We start from the raw sequence: 20,961 nt of genomic DNA, 5'->3' as shown, positions 1-20,961 counted from the left end.
TGAAAGGGTTGAATTTTATTAACAAAAATAAAGTCCTATCTCGATTCGATGTGTTGTTTTTGTCTTTTGGTGCAATGATTGGCTGGGGGTGGGTTGTGCTTTCAGGCAACTGGGTTCATACTGCCGGTTCTGTGGGAGCAATGATTGCCTTTATTGTTGGCGGTATTTTAGTTTCTTTTGTCGGACTTGCTTATGCCGAGTTATCATCGGCGATGCCGACAAATGGGGGAACGATGATTTTTGCCGAAAGAGGTATTGGACGTAAATCTGCTTTTATTGCTGCCTGGGGGTTAGCGCTTTGCTATATATCAGTCGTCGCTTTTGAAGCAGTTGCCTTGCCGACTGTTGTAGAATATTTGTTTCCTAATTACAAAGTTGGTTTTATGTACACAATCAATGATTATGATGTCTATCTCTCTTGGGTTTTAGTAGGTGTAGCAGGCGCTCTATTTGTCACCATTTTTAACTTCTTTGGTGTAAAATCAGCTGCCTTTTTACAGATGGTATTAACGATTGTGATTGCTTTAATTGGTGTCATGCTCATTGCCGGTGCTGGAGTGACTGGAAGTTTAGCAGATGCAGAGCCACTTTTTGTAGGGGGCGTTTCAGGTATTATCGTTGTTTTAGTAATGACTCCATTTATGTTTGTCGGGTTTGACGTTATCCCACAGACAGCTGAAGAAATGAATGTACCTCCAAAATCGATTGGACGACTTTTAATCATGTCAGTCGCCTTTGCTGTTATATTTTATATTGGCGTAGTCATAGCAGTAGGAATAGCAGTAGACAAATCTATTCTTTCGACATCAGTTTTACCAACGGCGGATGCGATGGCAAACATATATGGTTCTGATCATTTTGCGACCATTTTGATTCTTGGAGGAATTGCTGGGATACTAACGAGTTGGAATGCCTTTATTATTGGTGGGAGTCGTATTCTATGCTCAATGGCAGAGAAGGAAATGATTCCTGCTTGGTTTGGTCGCTTACATCCGAAAAATAAAACACCAACGAATGCGATTCTTTTTATTGGTGGACTATCCATGTTAGCGCCACTCTTAGGTCGTCCCATGCTTGTATGGTTAGTAGACGCTGGTGGGTTGGCAGTTCTATTTGCTTATTTAATTGTCTCTATTGCCTTTTTGCAACTACGGAAAAATGAGCCAAATATGCCTCGACCATTCAAAGCAGGGAATTCTAATATTGTTGGATGGTTAGCGGTTCTATTAAGTATCGGTTTTATTGTCCTCTTCTTCCCAGGAATGCCTGCTGCATTAATCTGGCCATATGAATGGGTCATTTTTGCAGGTTGGTGGATTATAGGGGGGCTATTAATCTATCTTAAGCGGGAAACTTATATGAAGAGTAGCAAAGATATATCTAATTCAAAAACAATGTAACCATTCTATTTGTTTCAGGTTTTGCACCCTATTAGGGTGTTTTTTTGTGCCTATTTCTATAATGTTAGAGAAAATTTTCCTAATCATCGGATATAATTATAGGAGACTAATCATTTTATGTAGCCTTATCACTTGTTTATAGGTTAGACCAGAATAACAAGTGATAAGGAAATGAAAAAAGCAACGATTATGTGAATGAAACAAGTAAAAGAGTAAATATGTCTGTCAGGACAAATAACGATGGAGGAAGAAAAACTTATTGTTGAGGAATATGGCAATATCGGTCCTATCAATGGCCCGGATTATGACTTGTTTGTTGATTGTACGGAAATGAAGCTGTTATCTTAAGAGTTATCTGAAATATTGAACGTTTTAAGAACTGATGTAAATAAACATATTTCATAGTAATAGAAATTAATTGGAGTTGTTTAATATTGAACCAACAAATAGAAGAAGAACTTAAATTATTGAAATTCCAAATAAAATTGTTAAAAATGGCGGTTCCAAATGATGATTATCCATATTTCATGTATTTATTAGATCATGATATTACTGAAAAGCAATCTAATTTAATCAAAGACATTTTAGTTATATTAAATATTAGAAATAAAACGGTTTTTTCCGAGTATAAAAAAGGTCAACCAGAAATAGCAGAAGGCTTAATAGAAGAATTAAATAAATTCCATATTAATGAGCAACAGTTGTTTTCCGATGAAAAACCAAGTTATGAAGAATTTGAGTATTACATCAAACAATTTCTTCCTTCACATGTTAATCCAATATATCTTTTGCAAAGTTTGGAAAAACAATCTTTATTTAAGAATATTGCAAAATATTTATTAGATAATCTAACTTTTAAAGAATAAGTTAACTTTAAGGTGATATGAATAAGGTATTGAATCAGGAGAAGAATTATAAGAGGCGATTCGGTTTAATTTGAACTATTGTTGCTGGGCATGAGATGGGTGCCATCTTGTTTGAGTATGAAGTAAGGATTATCACTATTATAAGAAAAGAAAAACCCACATATAGTGGGTTTTTTTGAATCAGATTAACGAGAGTAGAACTCAACGATAAGAGATTCGTTAATTTCTGCTGGAAGTTCAGAACGCTCTGGTAAACGAGTGAAAGAACCTTCAAGTTTATCTGCATCGAAAGATACGAAATCAGGTACAAAGTTGCTAACTTCAACTGCTTCTTTCACGATATCTAGGTTACGAGATTTTTCGCGAAGAGTAATTGTTTGACCTGGTTGCATGCGGTAAGAAGGGATATCTACACGCTTGCCATCAACTAAGATGTGACCGTGGTTCACAAGTTGACGAGCTTGACGACGAGTACGAGATAAACCTAGACGATAAACAACGTTGTCTAAACGAGATTCTAAAAGAATCATGAAGTTTTCACCGTGTTTACCAGTCATTTTACCAGCTTTATCGAATAAGTTACGGAATTGGCGTTCGTTTACACCATACATGTGACGAAGCTTTTGCTTCTCTTGTAATTGTAATCCGTACTCAGATAATTTTTTACGTTGGTTAGGACCATGTTGTCCAGGAGCGTAAGGACGCTTTTCTAATTCTTTACCAGTGCCGCTTAGAGAAATACCAAGACGACGAGATAATTTCCAGCTTGGGCCAGTATAACGAGCCATAATATGACTCCTCCTTTTTGTTTTTATTTGGGTAAAATAAAAACAGTTGTGGTCAGCTTTACGTACATTTTGTTTTCAAGTATCTTCGCCCTCGCAGCAGAGGGTTACACAATACCCCATCAACAAAGATTGTTAGAGGAACAAAATGAAACATTAAAGTACACACAAAAGCTGCGATATTTTACACAAAGACTATTATACAATCTTTAATCATTAGAAGTCAATGTTTTGCTAAGTGTAACATGGAGTCAATTATTAATCTTCGATGTAAAAGATTTAAGTTGAAAACACTTAAGTGAAAATGAGTCATTTCCTTATGAATATAGCAAAACGATCATAAAGAATGTTTGATATTGTAAAATATATGATATAATATAGTTCTAAAGTATCTATTTTGGTTAGGCTAAAAGAACTATAGTATAGAAAAAAATAGCTAAGTGTAATACTAAAAATATTTAAGAGTGATGATTTTCTTATGTCATTAGTTAATGACAATGCTTATACGCAGATAAAGACATAAGTGCCATTTAAGGAGCGTTTTTTTATACCTCTGAAGTATACATATTCTATCTAAAATGTGGGTGATAAACAAACCCCTGTTGAATATAGGTGATATAACGATGGATAAGGAAAAGGAAGTAAAAGCGTTATTAAGAATAAAAAGTAAGTTATTAGAACTTATATATAAAGAAAGCACTTCTAAGCATCAATTTGATATTTTTGTTAAAGAAGTTGCTACTAGTTTAGGATGTGTCGCAGCAGGGTTTTATTTCGTGAATGAGTGGAAAAAGGCATATGTCATTGAAGGTGAATATCAAGCTGAGTTATTGCCTTTACCTGCTTTTATTCCTATCGATGAGATTTATCGCGAAGACCATCCATTTTATGCCGATAAAAAACAGGGAGTTTATACGAGTAAAGATGGACACTTACTGATATTCTTACTTCAGCGGTTAGATGGTATACCAGAGTATTTGGTTTTGCTAATGGAGGATCAACAACAACTCATGCTGAACCAGCCATTTATGAATAAGCTGACAGATGTTTTAAATTCCTATGTGTTATTTAAAGGTAAAATGAATGAGCTATACGATAAAAAACTTCATTACACGGAATTGTTTGCATTTGTCGAACGTTTTAGTTTTCATAGAATTTTAAAACTGGACGTATTATTAAATGAGCTGTTAGAAATTCTGCAGAGGCTATATCCTTCTTTTCAATATTATTTATTGTTGACACATGATTATGAAGAAATCAATCAATTACCAGTGAGGGATTTAGATTATCAGGAAGAAAACAGTCTCGCACTTGATGCGTATGTATCAGGCAAAGTGACGATAGAACAAACATCAACCGATATTGTCCTCTATGCTCCATTCATAGGGAGCCAGGGGGTGTATGGTGTTCTCCAAGTGATTACTAAAGGGGTATATGCGATTCCAAAAGCTGATCAAAAGTATTTTGGTTTAGTTGCGAAAATGACTGGAGCGATTATTGAAAATATTCAATTACATCAACAGTCACAACAATTAATTGGTGATTTGCAATTTATTAATGAAACATCGCAGCAATTAAATGCTGATCTGCGTTTTACGGAGACGATTCATTTTATGACCGAACAAATAAAGAAATCATTTCACGCAGAAGAAGTGGGCTTTTTCTTGTCTCAAGATGGTGAAAAATGGACTCCTTTAAGTGGTAGCACAAGTTTCTTCTTTGCAAAGAAATCGAAAGACTTTGTCATACATGTGCAAAAACTGATGTTAGAGAAGAAAGATGCGCTCTTTATTGGTGATTTAACGATTCCCCATACGAAAGCTAGTTACCGTTCCCTTATGGCTGTACCAATGGGAAACTTAGGGGCGGTGTGGGGGTTTGTAGTGATTTTGCATCCTATGCCTTATTACTTTCCGTTTGATTCATTTAAGTTACTGCAAGCATTAATTCACCATACAACGCTTGCATTTAAGAATTCGTTATTAAGAGAGGAATTAGAAAAGTTAGTCGTAACTGATCACTTAACGCAATTATTTTCACGAAGTTATTTGGATAATCAAGTAGAACAGTCACTAAAAAGTGACGAAAAAGGTGTGTTAATATTAATCGATATTGATGATTTTAAAATGATTAATGATGAATATGGTCATCAAGTCGGTGACGATATCCTTATTCAAGTTTCAGAAATTATTATCCATCATATTAGAACGAGTGATGTGGGCGCAAGATGGGGTGGCGAGGAACTGGCGATTTATCTTCCTAATGTAGATGCGAAGATCGGTGTTTCAATCGCTAGAAGATTAAAGGAACAAGTGAGTCGATTAACGAGTCCAGGCGTGAGTATTTCTTGTGGAGTCTCTCATTGGAAAGCGAATGATGACGAGAGCTATGCAACCTTATTTCATCGTGCGGATGTAGCATTATATGAAGCGAAAAATGCAGGGAAAAATAAAGTTGTTTTTTTAGAAAAAGATAGAGACTAAGAGGTTGGTTAGGTTAGTTGGAACAGAAATGAAATTGATGGGATTTAAAAATGAGATTGTCTATGTCTAAAAAGGATATTTATCGATCACAAACTGCCAATCGTATTTCGTTACTGTCACTTATACCACCCTCTTTGTTTAGTTAGACAACTATAAATCATAATAATTGTTGAAAATTCTTAGACTGTATCATATTCTAAATTATAGGAATATTTGTAATAATAATTAAGTCTATTTTTATTTTTATAATTATGTAAGCGTTTTCAAATATAATCTTGGAGGAGATATCCTTGGAAGGTAACGAGAAAAGAATAGAGACCAAATGTATTCATTCTGGTTATGATAGTCAATTCTATAACGGCAGTTTAATACCACCATTGTTTCAAACAGCGACATTTACATTCTCAAGTGCAGAAGAAGGTGCGCGCAGGTTTGCCTCTGAAGAAGCAGGATATGTTTATTCACGTTTAGGTAACCCGACTGTTGAAATCTTAGAAAAACGAATGGCAGAATTAGAAGGCGCAGAATCGGCATTAGCTTTTGGATCTGGAATGGCAGCAGTTTCATCTGTTTTACTAACATTAACGAAAGCAGGAGACCATATTTTATGCTCGCAAGGGGTATATGGATGCACATATGGTCTATTGCATTTATTAGAAGAAAAATACCAGATTTCGCATCAGTTTTCTCCTATGAACTCTAGAGAAGAGTTAATGAATTGCATTACACCAGAAACCACTTGTATTTACATCGAAACACCGATTAATCCAACACTAGATATTGTTGACCTTGAAATGGTCGCAGCCATAGGTAAAGAAAAACAAATCCCTGTTGTAGTAGATAACACCTTTTGTTCCCCGTATTTGCAAAACCCCATTGCACTTGGGTGTGATCTTGTTGTTCATAGTGCAACAAAGTATTTGTGTGGCCATGGAGATGTCATTGCTGGCATTGTGGCAGGGAAAAAAGAGTGGATGGACGACATCGCGAGACAAGCAAGAAAAGATATAGGCGGTATTATATCTCCCTTTGATGCTTGGTTATTATTAAGAGGTATCAAGACATTACCTATTCGATTAGATCGACACAGTCAACAAGCTGCTATTCTTGCCAATTTTTTACGAGATCATGAGAAAATTGAGCAAGTTTATTATCCAGGTTTTGCTGATCATCCACAAGCTAAGATTGTTGCAAAACAAATGAAGCAACCTGGGGGCATTATCTCTTTTAAAATTAAAGGTGGGCAAAAAGAAGCGCAAGCATTGATGAATCACCTAAGTCTTATTAAAGTGGCTGTGAGTTTAGGTGATGCAGAGACTTTAATTCAACATCCGGCAACGATGACACATGCTGTCGTACCGAAAGAAGAAAGAGAAAAAATGGGGATTGAAGATAATTTATTACGGCTTTCAGTGGGGTTAGAAGCGATCGAAGATATTCAAGCAGATCTCTCTGAAGCGTTATATCAATGCAAATAACATCATCTAATCAACATGCGAACAAATGCATGTAGCCTCTCTTGCATTTGTTCGCATTTCTTGCAGTTATAAAAACTTCACTAATTCTTTTACAAATGCTTCAAGCATTTTTTCATCTACTTCATCAAAGCGATTTTTTTCAGGAGAATCAATATCTAAAACACCTAATAATGTTCCTTCTTTTACGATGGGAATGACAATTTCCGATTGAGAAGCCGCATCACATGCGATATGGCCAGGAAAAGCATGAACATCTGCAATTCTTTGTGTTTCTTGTTTAGAAGCTGCAGTACCGCAAACACCTCTACCGACTGGAATTCTTACACATGCAGGCAATCCTTGGAATGGTCCGAGAACAAGTTCTCCATCTTCCATTAAATAAAAACCAACCCAATTGGTGCGGTCTAAAAATTGATTCAATAACGCAGAAGCATTACTTAAGTTGGCGACTGTATTTGTTTCACCTTCTAATAGTGCAGCAAGTTGCTTAATAACTAATTGATAATTTTCTTCTTTATTTCCTTGATAATTTTCGACGTTAAACATCATGCATCACCATGCTTTCTTTAAGTATTTAAGGTATTATGCCATAACATAGGGTAAAAGGGGAGACTTTGTCGACAATTAATAAAAGGAAAATCTCTTTTATGCAAGAATAGATTTATTATAACAAGAACAGTGGAAATATGAACAAAAATCTTGTTATAGGGAGGCGAAAGAGCGCATGAAAGAAAATGCTAAAGTGGCAATAATTGATGCAGCTATCTATCTCTTCAACCATAAAGGGTTCAATGGAACATCTGTTAGGGATATCGCCAATAAAGCAAAAACAAATGTTGCTAATATATCCTATTATTTTGGCAATAAGAATGGTTTGTTAGAGCAATGCTTAACGGAATATTATGAAGCATATATTCAAGAAATTGAGAAAGGGTATAATCTCTTAGACCGAGGAGCGACTCAATCCCTAAAGGCCGTTGCTGAAAATATCCTTTATTTCCAATTTGAAAATGTGCAATTAACGAGACTGATTATTAGAGAAATGTCGATCGATTCGCAAATGGTCCGAGAAATTATGTCCACTTATTTAACGAAGGAGAAGTATTATTTAAATAAAATATTTGAACAAGGATTCAAGACGAAAGAATTCTATCTAAACACGGCGTCGTATTTAATTCTACAATGGAAGAGTCTGCTTACTATGCCATTTCTTAATAGTCATTACTTAACAGAAGTGCTTTACCTTGTTCCCCATGAAAGTTATTTTGTGGAAAAGTATGTACGTGAAACTCATGCATGGGTTGATCATATTGTTTGTAGAAAAGAGTCAAAAGAACAGCAAGTAACATTGCTAAATGTTTTGTAACTGGGAATTTAACTTCTGCCAACCGTACCCAACAAGTTTTGCTTGATGAGCGTCAGAGCCGAACACAAGTGGAATGCCCATTCTTTTGGCTTTTTGTGCGACTGATGCCGGAGGGTAGCTTTCAGAACATAGCGGTTTAATGAGCCCAGCGGCATTATAGTCCAGTTCGTAATGCTTTTCTTTAACTGCATTTAAAATATCACTTAGTTCCTTTTCAAATTCCTGTTCAACGGGAAATTTTTTTTGGAATTTTTTAACTAAAGTAATATGACCCATTCTAGTCGGTTTATATTGACCAAGGTCGCTTAAGATGGACTTTTGAACTGTACGAAAATAATGTTGATAGACAGCATCAATAGACCCGTATTCATTAATCATCTCTTGGAAAACATCAGGGCTATAGTCTAAACAATGATAACCAGTTTCTCCTTTTAAGAAATGAACAGACAAGATGGCGTCATCGATATTTGGGCCAATTTTATTCAAAAAAGCCGTTATTTCGTCTTCGTACCCTTCAATATAATCCACTTCTAACCCGATATGTATATTGAGATCCTTTTTATATTGTTGTTTTAACTGTTCAACTTCATCTAAATAATTGGCAATATCACTATTTTTCATTGCACTATCTTTGGCTGGTGTAGGATCAATAAAATTAGTGGGTAAAGGGGCATGCTCAGTAAAAGTGATATCAGTAAAGCCTTGCTCTATCGCTTTATTAATATAATGTTTCATTTGATCTTTTGATCCATGAGGGCAATAAGGCGTATGAATATGACCATCTTTTTTCACGTGAAAAGCTCCTTTTCATAGCGAAATAATTGTTATTTAGTACGATATATGAGATAAATAAAAATAATCATTTATACGTGTAGAATTTAACTTTAATCGGTTTTCTTTCCGGGAAAATAGAAGTTTTTCTGTCAATTGAAGATGTAAAAAGATTGATTATACAAATTTTGTCCAATTATTTCAATAAAATCTTAAAATAATAGTCAAAAAATGTCGTTTACATGGTATCATAAAAGCATTGAAATGAACAAGAAAATGATTAGTTTAAGTATATATTTGGTTCGGTTACAGAACAGGGGGCTTTACAGATGGGATATGTAATTGGTGTACTCATAGTTTTCATATGCATTTATTTTACAGGGTATTTTTTTAAGAAGAAATACTTCAAGGAAGTGGATCGACTAGAGACATGGAAGCTTGAAATTATGGATCGCCCTGTTTTGGATGAATTATCGAAGGTGAAGGCACTAAATATGACAGGCCAAACAGAAGAATTATTTGAAAAGTGGCGAAGTGCTTGGGACGAAATCGTCACATCACAGCTTCCTGAGGTTGAAACGACTTTATTTGATGCGGAAGAATACATAGATAAATATCGGTTTAATAAAGCAAAGGAAAGCTTAAATAAGATTGAAACGGAATTGAACTTAGTAGAGGAACAAATCAACCAAATTTTAAAAGAGCTAAAAGAGTTAGTGGGGAGCGAAGAAAAGAACCGCCTCGAAATGGAAGCGTTGAAAGATACATATCGCAATTATAAAAAGCGGTTATTAACACAACGTCATGCCTATGGTAAGCCGGGTGAACAACTCGAAAACAGGTTAGGTGAAATACATAATGAATTCGAGTTGTATACTCAAAAAACAAATGAAGGTAATTATCTTGAAGCACGGGAACTAGTTCTTGCTTTAAATCAAAAGATGGAAGAAATGAACGATCATATAGATCAAATTCCTGTATTGTTAGTTGAGGTCAATACTAAATTGCCTAATCAATTAGCAGAATTAAAGGATGGGTTCGAGGAAATGAAGGAGCAAGGTTACCTACTCGAGCACCTTCAGGTAGAGAAGAATATAATTGAAATTGAAAAAGAAGTTAAAAAAATTATTGAGTTAGTTGAAGAGATAAACGTAAAAGCTGCTTCTGAACTCCAAGATGAAATTAAGGAACGAATTGATAGTTTATATGAACTGTTAGAAAAGGAAGTTATGGCAAAACACTTCGTTTCTAAAGAAGAAAGCAAGGCAAAAGATCTCTTAATTGATAGCAGTGAAAGACATATGGATTTAATAGAAGAAATGCGAATTATTTCCGATACATATCATGTACCAGATACGGAAAGTGATACACAGGAAAAACTTCAGAAGCTACTGACGAATGCTATTAAAAAATATGAAGTATTAGAAGATAAAATCAAGGAACAAAAAGTCCCTCATACAGTTTTAAAAGAAGAATTGACAGCTGTAAAAGAAGAACTGGATATTATAAAAGAAGAACAAACGCGTTTTAGCGAAAAATTAGAAGCACTACGTAAAGATGAAATGGTTGCAAGGGAAAAAATTAACGAGTTGAAAAAGCAGGTTAGTGACGTAGCACGCTTAGTATCAAAAAGTAATATTCCGGGATTACCAGAAGAATATAAATTTGTAATGAAAGAAGCAAACGATCAGATTAAAGAGGTTATCTTACGACTTGAAGAAAAGCCATTAAATATTTCTTCTGTGAACGATTATATGGAAATAGCCTTTATATCAGTAGAGAAGGCAGTTGAATACACTGAGGATATGATAGAGACATATTCGTTAACTGAAAAAGTCATTCAGTATGGTAATAGATATCGAAGTCGTCATCTAGGATTAAAGGAAAAGTTTACGAATGCTGAACTTGCCTTTAGGAATTATGAATACAAAGCAGCACTTGAACTGGCAGCAACCGCGATTGAAGAAGTTGAACCAGGAGCGTTGGAGAAGATTAAAGATTGGATAGATGAAGAGGAAAAAAACTGATGTGGTCATTAAAGCTACATCAGTTTTTTTTCAGGTTTTTGTATAATCGTTAGTCTTTCGATTAATGAGTGATTTAGAACCTTGATTGACTGACCGAAAACTCATAAGAAATGACTATCACACAAGAAAAAAGCGAAGGCCCCTTTTCCTTCGCTTTTTTTAGTGACTATTTCTTTTTTTTAATCTTCTTGAGTTTGTAACTGTTCTTTCGGGTTTGTATTGAGAGCGATAATAAAACCAACAATTGCACCAATGATTGCAGGGACAAGCCATCCAATACCTACACTAAATAACGGCAAGATAGAAAGCGATTGATTTAGTCCTTCGCTCGCTAGGCCAGCTGCATTTAATCCATCTATTATGCTAATTATTCCTGTTGGAATGAGTGCACAAATATAAACAATAGATGCCCCTTTAAATACATTGTTTATAAGTGAGAGTAAAATAAGCACAATAGCTAATGGATAAAGGAACGTTAGCACTGGTACTGAGATATTAATTAATTGCGTTAACCCAACATTTGCTATCGCCATACTAAAAATTGAAAAAATTATAACGAACTTTTTATAAGAAACACGTGGTACAATTTTATTAAAGTAGGCTGCGCAAGATGAAATTAATCCCACGGCTGTTGTTAAGCAAGCAAAAATAATCGCAAACCCGAGAATATAACCACCTGCAGAGCCAAATAAAAATTGGGCGGCTACTGATAATAACGCTCCACCATTTGGTTGTACACCTAATGTATTTGGAGATGTAGAACCAATATAAGCAAGTGCTACATAAATAATTGCTAGACCAGCTGCGGCAATAAGTCCCGCGGCAATACAAATCTTTGTAATAGAAGCTTTCTTCGTAACACCGAAGCCTTTTATTGAACTGATAACGATAATACCAAAGACAAGAGCGGCAATCGTATCCATTGTCAAGTACCCTTCGATAAAGCCTTTAAAGAAGGCACTATCTACATATGCGCCTGTTGGAGCTTGAGGGTCTCCTATCGGTGAAATAATCGCTTTTATTACAATTACAGCTAGAATAATTAGAAGTAGTGGCGTTAAAATGTTACCGATTACATCTACAAGCTTACCTGGATTCATAGCTAATAAAGTCGTAATCACAAAGAAAACGATAGAGAATATTAAAAGTGGCCAAATCGAATTGGCAGCGTTTTCAGATAAAAACGGCAATATCCCTATCTCATAAGAAACGGTTCCTGTACGAGGAATAGCAAATAGTGGGCCAATGACTAAATACATTGCCACAGTAAAGATCAATCCATACAATGGGTGAACTCGATTTGCCATTGTTTGTACATCCCCAGATTTTGCAATTGCAATCACAGCAATGAGCGGTAGTCCGACACCAGTAATCAGAAAACCAATAATTGCAACCCATACGGAAGTACCAGCTTCTTGTCCCAAAAATGGTGGAAAGATCATATTCCCTGCTCCAAAGAATAGAGCAAAGAGCATTAAACCTATTGAAAAGATTTGTTTGAATGAAAGTGTGTTATTATTCATACAATTTACCCCCTAAGTCGCTCGTCAATAGTCACTAAAATTTTCAACCGAAACTATAGTACCATGCTTTTGACGAACTGTGTCGAATTATAAAAATGTTGCAATTTTGGGTATATTGAAATAACGGTGGTAAACTTTGAAAGGATTAGATTTTTCGGAGTTTTTTTTAACCAATTATTTTCATTATAAATTAAATACCCAAAATGATAAAGTAAAATCTGTATTAATACACAAAAAATTTTTTTGTTGTGTATCGTAATAATTTGTTTTTACAAAATAGTAAAATTTCATTTCTTCTTATACAAATAACATTTCTATCTCAGCCAAAATTATGCTATGATTAAAAATTGCATAAGTGTTCTTCAAGGAGGAGCCGTAATGATTTATCTAGATAATAGTGCAACAACTCAACCATATAAAGAAGTAATTGATGCGTTTGTAAAAGTTTCTTCTACCTTTTTTGGTAATCCATCCTCCCTCCATGGCGTTGGTGAGAAAGCTGAAAAACTACTGCAACAAGCGAGAAGACAGATAGCACAATTGCTTAAAGTAAAAGAAAAAGAATTGCTGTTTACTTCTGGTGGTACGGAAGGTAATAATATGGCAATTAAGGGAATTGCTAAACAATATCAGAATCGTGGCAACCATTTAATTACAACAACCATCGAACACCCTTCTGTTATTGAGACAATGAAGCAGTTAGAAAAAGAAGGCTTTGAAGTGACGTATCTACCTGTAGATGAGGATGGCAGAATTTCTTTACATGATTTACAGATAGCTATTAGGGAAGAAACGATTCTTGTCTCGGTTATGCATGTCAATAATGAAATAGGTACCATCCAACCGATTAAAGAAATTGGAACATTATTAAAGGAATATCCTAAGGTTTTCTTTCATGTAGATGCGGTTCAATCAGTAGGTAAAGTCCCTCTGGGGTTATATGAATATGGTATTGATGCATGTACAATGTCAAGCCATAAATTTCATGGTTTAAAGGGTACGGGTCTTTTATATTTACGGCAAGGTGTATCCTTAATACCACTCCTTGCTGGTGGCAACCAAGAAAGTGAATTAAGGAGCGGAACAGAAAATACAGGTGGAATTGTCGCGATGGCTAAAGCGTTGAGGATGACAAATGATCAATTCAATTCTAGCTCTAACCTCCCTAGTTTAATGAATCAAATGAGAATAGCATTGGATGAGATAGAAGATGTCATTATCCATACGCCAATAAAAGCGACAGCGCCACATATTCTTAATTTCTCTGTTAAAGGTTTTAAGTCAGAGGTTTTTGTTCATGCCTTAGAAGAGAATGATATTTATATCTCTACTACTAGTGCGTGTTCATCTAAGCATGCTCATGCGAGTAGTACATTACTTGCAATGGGTATAAAAGAAGAAATTGCTTTGAGTGCAGTGAGAGTTAGTTTGAGCTATCAAACAACTGCTGATGAAGTAGAAAAATTTATTCATGCAGTGAAAAATACTATATTTCAACTGAGAAAGGTAATGAAGGTTTAATGAAATACGATAGAATATTAATTCGTTATGGGGAAATTTCAACTAAAGGAAGAAACCGTAAAAATTTTATAGATAAATTAAGAAAAAGTGTAAAGAGAGTCTTACATGATTTTCCTGAAATCAAGGTCGAGGGGCAAAGAGATCGCATGTTTGTTCTGCTTAATGACCAGCCACATGAAGAGATTATTGAAAGATTGAAGGGTGTCTTTGGTATCCAATCTTTTAGTCCCGTGTTAAAGGTAGAAAAAGATTTAGAAACAATGAAGGAAAAGGCATTACAATTAATGCAAAAGGTATATCAAGAAGGCGATACGTTCAAAATTACTGCGAAAAGAGCAGATAAAAGTTTTGCATTAGATACTTTTGGTATCAACCAAGCATTTGGTGCACATATTTTACAAAATATGCCCACTATCCCAGTTGATGTGAAGAAACCAAGTATAAATTTAGTCATTGAAGTGAGAAAAGAAGCAAGCTATATTTCATGTGAGAATATTAAAGGCGCCGGTGGATTACCAGCTGGTTCAAGCGGGAAAGGTATGCTCATGTTATCTGGTGGGATTGACAGCCCTGTCGCAGGCTATCTATCCATGAAAAGAGGAATTGAAGTCGAGGCGGTTCATTTTTATAGCCCTCCATTTACAAGTGAAAGATCAAAACAAAAAGTCATTGATCTAGCGGAAAAGCTCTCTCGAATTAATGGTGGTGTGGCACTTCATATTGTTCCTTTTACTGAGATTCAACAGCTGATTCAGAAACAAATTCCTGATAACTATACAATGACAACGACTAGAAGGTTAATGCTTAGAATAACTGACGCCCTTCGAGAAAAATATCAAGGATTATCCATTATTACTGGTGAGAGTCTTGGACAAGTTGCTAGTCAGACGATGGAAAGTATGTATGCTATTAATGAGGTGGTTAGCACACCGATTTTAAGGCCACTGATTATGATGGATAAAGCAGATATTATTGATATTGCCCAGAATATTGACACGCATGACATTTCTATTCGTCCATTTGAGGATTGTTGTACTGTATTTGTACCTTCTTCACCTAAAACGAAGCCGAAGCTTGAAAAAGTTCAACATTTTGAAAGCTATACAGACTTCGAGCCGTATATTCAAAAAGCGGTTGAAAATACCGAAAAACTTGTTATTATGCCGAATTCAAACATAGAAAAAGAGATGGAAGATCTTTTTTAATGCTCTTTATTACGAATAGATGACAATCAGTAATATAAATGCAACAATTACCAAATATTTATTGCATAGTGCCATGTGATTCTACACATTCTATACTCACAAGGAGGTGAAATCACATGGCAAACAACAACTCAAATAATCTTGTAGTACCTGGTGTACAACAAGCTCTTGATCAAATGAAATACGAAATCGCAACTGAATTTGGTGTAAACCTTGGTGGAGAAACTACTTCTCGTGCTAACGGTTCAGTTGGTGGAGAAATCACTAAACGTTTAGTTCAAATGGCTGAACAACAATTAGGTGGTTTCCAAAAATAATTTAATATGATGGCTACAAAAGGGCGGAGTAATCACTTCGCCCTTTTTCTATTTAAAAAACATCAAATTGACGTATGTTGTTTAACAGTTTTTGAATGGCAGGCGTCATGGATCTGTCTTTCAGATAAGCAAGATAAACAGTTCTATTAAGAAAAATAGAATCAATGGGCAAGCCAATAATATGAGGGGTAGGGTTATAATCTAAGTAGCTTTTAGGTAATATAGTCACGCCTAAACCTTCTTCAACCATTTTACAAGCAGTTTCTAAGCGTTCGATTTCATATTCAATTTTTGGATAAAGCTGTTCCTTCATAAAAGCTTGTAGCACATCTCCTCTGGTCTGGAAACCCTCACGACTAATAATAAATGTTTGATTAGCAATATCAGTGAGCTTTACAGAAGTTTCACGAGCAAGTGGATGTGTTTCATAAATAGCTAACATAAAGGGCTCATGATAAAGCGGGTGTGAAGTTATTAATTGATTATGCATGGGTTGATTGGTAATAGTAAAATGCACATCTCCTTCTAATATGGAAGAAATAACTTCTTTTTGGCCAAGCACTTCATTAAATTGAAAGTGTATATCAGGGTAGGTAATTTTAAAATCCTTTATGACTTTGAATAGCCAAAACTTGGCAGATTCAATAATACCAATATTAATATGACCATCACCGGTTTCGGCCATCTCTGCCACTTCTAGTTGAAAATGTTCGAATTGCCTTACTATATGTAGAGCTCTTTGATAAAAAACCTTTCCGATATCTGTCAAATATATACTTCTTGTATCTCGTTTGAATAGCTCCATCTTTAAATCATTTTCTAATTTTATAATGGCATTACTTAATGACGGCTGTGATATATGTAAAATTTGTGCTGCCTTAGAAAAACTCTTCTCCTCAGCTACTGTGATAAAATAATTTAATTTCCTTATGTCCATTTTTTCACCTGCTTATAGTTAAAAGCTATAGATATATATATATTTGGTATTGGTCATTATAGCATAACTCTTTATATACTTTTTTTATACGATACTTTTAAATATATCCACTCTAAAAAATCAGAAATTTAATAAAAGTGAGGGAGTTCGCAATGTACAGTCAAGGAAGGAAAGACCAATGGATAGGCAGAATTGACTCTTTAGAGGATCGAAAGAGTTTTAGATACCATCAGGTTATTAAAACGGAAAATCTTCTCACGCCGAGCTGTAAAATACAAAGATCTAGCTATGGAATGATTGGTTTCGAAAGTGAAGAAGGGGTAAGAAGAAACAACGGTAGACTAGGAGCAAAAGAGGGACCAAATGCCATAAAAAAAGCAGTTGCTAAATTACCTTTTCCATATGATGTTGATACCAATATTTATGATTTTGGTAATGTGGTTTGTGATCATCAGCAGTTGGAAGAAGCACAAGCAGAATTAGGGGATTTTGTTAGCTTGATTCTCAATGAAAAATCTACACCTATCATATTAGGTGGTGGTCATGAGACGCTATACGGTCATTACTTAGGTGTTAGAAAATCGATAAGTAAACAGAAGAAATTAGGTATCATAAATATTGACGCACATTTTGATTTACGATCATATGATGAAGCGCCTTCATCGGGTACGATGTTTAAACAAATATTAGATCAAGACGAAAATGCAAATTATTTATGCATTGGCATACAAAAACAGGGGAATACAGCTTCCCTTTTCGAGACTGCCTCCAAACTGGGTGTCACCTATATTTTAGAAGAAACCATTCATGCAGAAGGTTTAAATCAAACCAAACAAGTAATTAATGATTTTATTAAAGAATGTGATGTGTGCTTGTTAACACTGTGCATGGATGCTGTTAATTCTGCCTACGCACCAGGTGTAAGTGCGCCATCTCCATTCGGCTTAACTCCATTTGAAGTAAGGGAACTTGTTCGATGGGTTACACATAATGATAAGACGATTTCGTTTGATATCTCCGAAGTTAATCCTTCATTAGACAGAGATGGACAAACAGCAGCAGTTGCAGCTCAATTGGTGAGTGAAGCAATCAGTGCATTTCACAGGAGGACAAAGAGATGAACATCACTTTAGATTCAATTTCAACATTATTTCTTGCTGTCGCCCTTTTGTTAATCGGTAACATATTAATAAAAAAGGTGCCTTGGTTAAATCGTTATTGTATACCTGCTCCAGTTGTGGGCGGATTATTATTTGCTTTACTTATTTTAATTTTAAAACAAACAGGGTTAATGAATATTGAATTAGATACATCACTACAAAGCATTTTTATGCTTACCTTTTTTACGACGGTTGGCTTAGGGGCTAGTTTTAAATTAGTGAAGTTAGGTGGTAAGCTTCTTATCTTCTACTGGATTGCCTGTGGCGTACTTGCCTTATGTCAGAATGCCATTGGGATTTCTCTAGCAACCGCACTTGGTCTTGAACCGTTACTAGGTGTCATGATGGGGGCCGTTTCTATGGAAGGTGGACATGGTGCCGCAACGGCATTTGGTGGAACAATTGAAGAATTAGGAATAGAGTCTGCACTATCCACTGGATTAGCTGCTGCTACGTTTGGTTTAATAGCTGGTGGTTTAGTTGGAGGGCCAACAGTTAAGTATTTAATTAATAAATACAAATTAACACCTAAACAATCAAGTGATTCAGCAAGTGAAATTGCCACTACATTAGAAGAGGATAAAGATCATTTACCAACTTCTACTAATCATTTTATGGTTCAAGTTCTCATTATTACTTTTTGTATGACAGTTGGATCATTATTAGGAGAATTATTTTCCGAAGCAACAGGTTTTGTATTACCAAGCTATGTTGGAGCGATGTTTGTTGCTGTAATCGTAAGAAATATTGTAGATAAAGTAAATGGACGCATCATTGATATGAAATCAATTAATTTTATTGGCGATATTACATTAGGTATATTCCTCTCAATGGCGCTTATGAGCATTAAACTATGGGAGATTGCTGACCTTGCTCTTCCAATGCTATTCATTGTATTTATTCAAGTGGTCTTTATCGTGTTGTTCTCTATCTTTGTTCTATTTAAGGTATTTGGAAAAGATTATGATGCTGCTGTAATGGTCGGTGGATTTACAGGACACGGTCTTGGGGCAACACCAAATGCGATGGCGAATATGTCTGCCATTACTGAAAAATATGGACCTTCGCCAAAAGCATTCTTAATTGTACCAATTGTAGGGGCATTTCTCATCGATGTCTTTGCAATGCCAATTATAATTACGAGCATTAATTTATTATCTTAAAAAAGAAAATATATTGTAAGAAGAATCCGAGTAATTATTCAATTCAACGAATGAGAATAATATTGCTCGGATTTTTTTGCATCTTTAAGAGAATATAAAGCGAAAAAAGAAAGAGAGCGCTTAAGGAGAATTTAACTATGTTTTTGAAGGAAGTAAGTTTGTGTTTGGCAATCAATCAATGAGATAGAGAGAGAAATTATTTTAATTATTTAAATAATTTAGTATAATCATTAGTAACATCTAGAATGACGCATAGATTTAGAGAAAAGGAGAGGTTTTTGGATGAAACGAGAGGATTTATTAGCACCAGAGGTTTATAATTTAGTCTCAGAGGTTGAGCACTATGCACAAAATAGTGATAAACTGGCGATTCAATGGGAAGATGAGCAGGGTGAGAAAAAGGAAATTACATATAAGCAATTAATGAACAAAGCGAATAGAATTGGAAACGTTTTCGTAGATAAAGGGTTAGAAAAAGGCGATGTTGTTCTAGTGATCATTCCTCGTCTTGTAGAAGCATATCAAACATATTTAGCTGCGCTGAAAGCAGGAATGGTTGTCATCCCTAGCTCAGAAATGTTAAAAACTAAAGACTTACAATATCGTATTAATCATGGTGATGTCAAAGCGATTGTTAGTTACGAACCTTATGTATCAGAATTCAACGAGATAAAAGAAGCAGAGAAACTTCCAAAGTTCATTATTGGAGGAAAAGCGCAAGGATGGATTTCTTTAGATGAAGAAATGGAAAGAGCAAATGAGTCGTTTAGAATAGTAGAAACGAAGAAAGACGATATGGCTTTTCTTTCGTATACTTCGGGAACAACAGGCAATCCAAAGGGTGTCGTTCATACCCATGGTTGGGCATTTGCTCATTTAAGAACTGCAGCTACACATTGGCTTGGTATTGAGGAAGGGGACACTGTCTGGGCAACAGCAGGTCCAGGTTGGCAAAAATGGATATGGAGCCCTTTTCTTTCTGTATTAGGCTCAGGAGCAACAGGGTTTGTTTATAACGGAAAGTTTGAACCGAAAAAGTATTTACAACTCTTGCAGGATTATGAAGTCAATGTGCTTTGCTGTACACCTACAGAATATCGCTTAATGGCAAAGGTAGATCATATTGGTCAATATAATTTATCAAAGCTTCATAGTGCTGTTTCAGCAGGAGAACCTTTGAACAGAGAAGTCATTGATATTTTTGAAAAGCATTTCGGGCTTGAAGTGAGAGACGGATATGGACAGACGGAAAATACACTGCTTGTAGGTGTCACGAAAGGCATGGGGTTAAGACCGGGTTCAATGGGAAAACCAACACCAGGTAACAGAGTAGAGATCATTAATGAAGACGGCAGGCCATGTTCAGTAGGTGAAGTAGGGGATATCGCTGTCCATGTTGATACGCCAGCACTATTTAAAAATTATTATAAAGACCCTGAAAGAACGGCCATGCAATTCCGTGGAGATTATTATATTACAGGGGATAAAGCCAAGATGGATAAAGATGGTTATTTTTGGTTTGAAGGACGCGGTGATGATATTATCATTAGCTCAGGTTATACCATTGGACCGTTTGAAGTTGAGGATGCGCTCGTGAAGCATCCATCTGTTAAAGAGTGTGCGGTTGTAGGCAGTCCAGATGAAGTCAGAGGTTTGATTGTCAAAGCCTTCATCGTTTTAAAAGAGGATGTCGATGAAAATGACGCTAATTTAATTCCGAGTTTACAACAGCATGTTAAAGAGCTTACAGCACCGTATAAATATCCAAGAAAGATTGAATTTGTTAAAGATTTACCAAAAACAACTTCAGGCAAAATTATGAGAAAAGAGTTACGAAAACAAGAGGCTACAAAGACGACGGCCAACTAATATAAAAGAGACAGAAGAAAATAAAAATCTTCTGTCTTTTTTATATTGAGTGATATAGAAGAATGGGCTTTTTTGTTATACTGTAGAAAA

General features: G+C 35.3%; 17 protein-coding genes. 12 read left to right on the top strand and 5 right to left on the bottom strand.

The window, feature by feature from the left end:
• The first annotated feature begins 8 nt into the window (after positions 1-8).
• Both MHH73_RS16880 and MHH73_RS16875 read left to right on the top strand, forming a co-directional pair.
• Entirely contained in the window at positions 9-1,400 is a 1,392-nt protein-coding gene (locus tag MHH73_RS16880) for an APC family permease (RefSeq protein WP_341068239.1), read from the top strand.
• Between the two features lie 434 nt (positions 1,401-1,834).
• Positions 1,835-2,266 carry a hypothetical protein gene (locus tag MHH73_RS16875; RefSeq protein WP_341068237.1) on the top strand — a complete coding sequence of 144 codons (432 nt, stop codon included), beginning with the start codon at positions 1,835-1,837 and terminating at the stop codon, positions 2,264-2,266.
• 185 nt (positions 2,267-2,451) lie between these two features.
• On the opposite strand, the gene rpsD is transcribed toward MHH73_RS16875, so the two are convergent.
• The gene (rpsD, locus tag MHH73_RS16870) at positions 2,452-3,054 is read right to left on the bottom strand and encodes a 30S ribosomal protein S4 (protein ID WP_095372261.1); all 603 of its coding nucleotides are present in this window, start codon (positions 3,052-3,054) and stop codon (positions 2,452-2,454) included.
• Between the two features lie 620 nt (positions 3,055-3,674).
• On the opposite strand from rpsD, the gene MHH73_RS16865 reads away from it, so the two are divergent.
• Positions 3,675-5,534, top strand: a complete 1,860-nt coding sequence (locus MHH73_RS16865) for a sensor domain-containing diguanylate cyclase (RefSeq protein ID WP_341068236.1) — start codon at positions 3,675-3,677, stop codon at positions 5,532-5,534.
• 290 nt (positions 5,535-5,824) lie between these two features.
• Entirely contained in the window at positions 5,825-7,012 is a 1,188-nt protein-coding gene (gene megL / locus MHH73_RS16860; protein ID WP_341068234.1) for a methionine gamma-lyase, read from the top strand.
• Positions 7,013-7,078: 66 nt separating this feature from the next.
• On the opposite strand, the gene MHH73_RS16855 is transcribed toward megL, so the two are convergent.
• Positions 7,079-7,558 (bottom strand): GAF domain-containing protein, encoded by a 480-nt coding sequence (locus tag MHH73_RS16855; protein WP_341068233.1) that lies wholly within the window; start codon positions 7,556-7,558, stop codon positions 7,079-7,081.
• A 178-nt stretch (positions 7,559-7,736) separates the two neighbouring features.
• Between MHH73_RS16855 and refZ the strand changes: the two genes are divergently transcribed.
• The gene (gene refZ / locus MHH73_RS16850) at positions 7,737-8,378 is read left to right on the top strand and encodes a forespore capture DNA-binding protein RefZ (RefSeq protein WP_191809937.1); all 642 of its coding nucleotides are present in this window, start codon (positions 7,737-7,739) and stop codon (positions 8,376-8,378) included.
• Here the strand turns inward: refZ and hisJ are convergent.
• Entirely contained in the window at positions 8,364-9,170 is an 807-nt protein-coding gene (gene hisJ, locus MHH73_RS16845; protein WP_341068232.1) for a histidinol-phosphatase HisJ, read from the bottom strand. The genes refZ and hisJ overlap by 15 nt on opposite strands.
• 308 nt (positions 9,171-9,478) lie before the next feature.
• Between hisJ and ezrA the strand changes: the two genes are divergently transcribed.
• Complete coding sequence (gene ezrA, locus MHH73_RS16840; protein ID WP_191809941.1) at positions 9,479-11,176, top strand: septation ring formation regulator EzrA; 1,698 nt, start codon at positions 9,479-9,481, stop codon at positions 11,174-11,176.
• 179 nt (positions 11,177-11,355) lie between these two features.
• On the opposite strand, the gene brnQ is transcribed toward ezrA, so the two are convergent.
• Positions 11,356-12,699 carry a branched-chain amino acid transport system II carrier protein gene (brnQ, locus tag MHH73_RS16835; protein ID WP_341068230.1) on the bottom strand — a complete coding sequence of 448 codons (1,344 nt, stop codon included), beginning with the start codon at positions 12,697-12,699 and terminating at the stop codon, positions 11,356-11,358.
• 378 nt (positions 12,700-13,077) lie between these two features.
• On the opposite strand from brnQ, the gene MHH73_RS16830 reads away from it, so the two are divergent.
• From MHH73_RS16830 to MHH73_RS16820, 3 genes are all read left to right on the top strand, one after another.
• Positions 13,078-14,220, top strand: a complete 1,143-nt coding sequence (locus MHH73_RS16830) for a cysteine desulfurase family protein (protein WP_341068228.1) — start codon at positions 13,078-13,080, stop codon at positions 14,218-14,220.
• Positions 14,220-15,425 carry a tRNA uracil 4-sulfurtransferase ThiI gene (gene thiI / locus MHH73_RS16825; protein ID WP_191809947.1) on the top strand — a complete coding sequence of 402 codons (1,206 nt, stop codon included), beginning with the start codon at positions 14,220-14,222 and terminating at the stop codon, positions 15,423-15,425. Before MHH73_RS16830 ends, thiI begins: the two co-directional genes overlap by 1 nt.
• Before the next feature lie 116 nt (positions 15,426-15,541).
• Positions 15,542-15,742, top strand: a complete 201-nt coding sequence (locus MHH73_RS16820) for an alpha/beta-type small acid-soluble spore protein (protein WP_191809950.1) — start codon at positions 15,542-15,544, stop codon at positions 15,740-15,742.
• Positions 15,743-15,794: 52 nt separating this feature from the next.
• On the opposite strand, the gene MHH73_RS16815 is transcribed toward MHH73_RS16820, so the two are convergent.
• Positions 15,795-16,679 carry a LysR family transcriptional regulator gene (locus MHH73_RS16815; protein ID WP_341068226.1) on the bottom strand — a complete coding sequence of 295 codons (885 nt, stop codon included), beginning with the start codon at positions 16,677-16,679 and terminating at the stop codon, positions 15,795-15,797.
• 152 nt (positions 16,680-16,831) lie between these two features.
• Between MHH73_RS16815 and hutG the strand changes: the two genes are divergently transcribed.
• The 3 genes from hutG to mbcS all read left to right on the top strand — a co-directional run bounded on the left by hutG (position 16,832) and on the right by mbcS (position 20,871).
• Positions 16,832-17,800, top strand: a complete 969-nt coding sequence (hutG, locus tag MHH73_RS16810) for a formimidoylglutamase (RefSeq protein WP_341068225.1) — start codon at positions 16,832-16,834, stop codon at positions 17,798-17,800.
• On the top strand, positions 17,797-19,002 hold the full coding sequence (gene gltS, locus MHH73_RS16805; RefSeq protein WP_191809956.1) for a sodium/glutamate symporter: 1,206 nt from the start codon (positions 17,797-17,799) through the stop codon (positions 19,000-19,002). Before hutG ends, gltS begins: the two co-directional genes overlap by 4 nt.
• Before the next feature lie 282 nt (positions 19,003-19,284).
• On the top strand, positions 19,285-20,871 hold the full coding sequence (gene mbcS, locus MHH73_RS16800) for an acyl-CoA synthetase MbcS (protein WP_341068224.1): 1,587 nt from the start codon (positions 19,285-19,287) through the stop codon (positions 20,869-20,871).
• The last annotated feature ends 90 nt before the right edge of the window (positions 20,872-20,961 follow it).

This window comes from Cytobacillus sp. FSL K6-0265, assembly GCF_038003465.1.
Taxonomy (GTDB): Bacteria; Bacillota; Bacilli; order Bacillales; family Cytobacillaceae; genus Cytobacillus; species Cytobacillus stercorigallinarum.
This window is presented reverse-complemented; position numbering and strand designations above follow the sequence as displayed.

Bases quoted from the DNA above. Each gene is read 5' to 3' on its own strand.
- MHH73_RS16855 (WP_341068233.1), bottom strand. From the start codon at position 7,558: ATGTTTAACGTCGAAAATTATCAAGGAAATAAAGAAGAAAATTATCAA.
- hutG (WP_341068225.1), top strand. From the start codon at position 16,832: ATGTACAGTCAAGGAAGGAAAGACCAATGGATAGGCAGAATTGACTCT.
- ezrA (WP_191809941.1), top strand. From the start codon at position 9,479: ATGGGATATGTAATTGGTGTACTCATAGTTTTCATATGCATTTATTTT.
- mbcS (WP_341068224.1), top strand. From the start codon at position 19,285: ATGAAACGAGAGGATTTATTAGCACCAGAGGTTTATAATTTAGTCTCA.
- thiI (WP_191809947.1), top strand. From the start codon at position 14,220: ATGAAATACGATAGAATATTAATTCGTTATGGGGAAATTTCAACTAAA.
- MHH73_RS16830 (WP_341068228.1), top strand. From the start codon at position 13,078: ATGATTTATCTAGATAATAGTGCAACAACTCAACCATATAAAGAAGTA.
- rpsD (WP_095372261.1), bottom strand. From the start codon at position 3,054: ATGGCTCGTTATACTGGCCCAAGCTGGAAATTATCTCGTCGTCTTGGT.
- MHH73_RS16865 (WP_341068236.1), top strand. From the start codon at position 3,675: ATGGATAAGGAAAAGGAAGTAAAAGCGTTATTAAGAATAAAAAGTAAG.
- brnQ (WP_341068230.1), bottom strand. From the start codon at position 12,699: ATGAATAATAACACACTTTCATTCAAACAAATCTTTTCAATAGGTTTA.
- MHH73_RS16815 (WP_341068226.1), bottom strand. From the start codon at position 16,679: ATGGACATAAGGAAATTAAATTATTTTATCACAGTAGCTGAGGAGAAG.
- gltS (WP_191809956.1), top strand. From the start codon at position 17,797: ATGAACATCACTTTAGATTCAATTTCAACATTATTTCTTGCTGTCGCC.
- MHH73_RS16820 (WP_191809950.1), top strand. From the start codon at position 15,542: ATGGCAAACAACAACTCAAATAATCTTGTAGTACCTGGTGTACAACAA.
- refZ (WP_191809937.1), top strand. From the start codon at position 7,737: ATGAAAGAAAATGCTAAAGTGGCAATAATTGATGCAGCTATCTATCTC.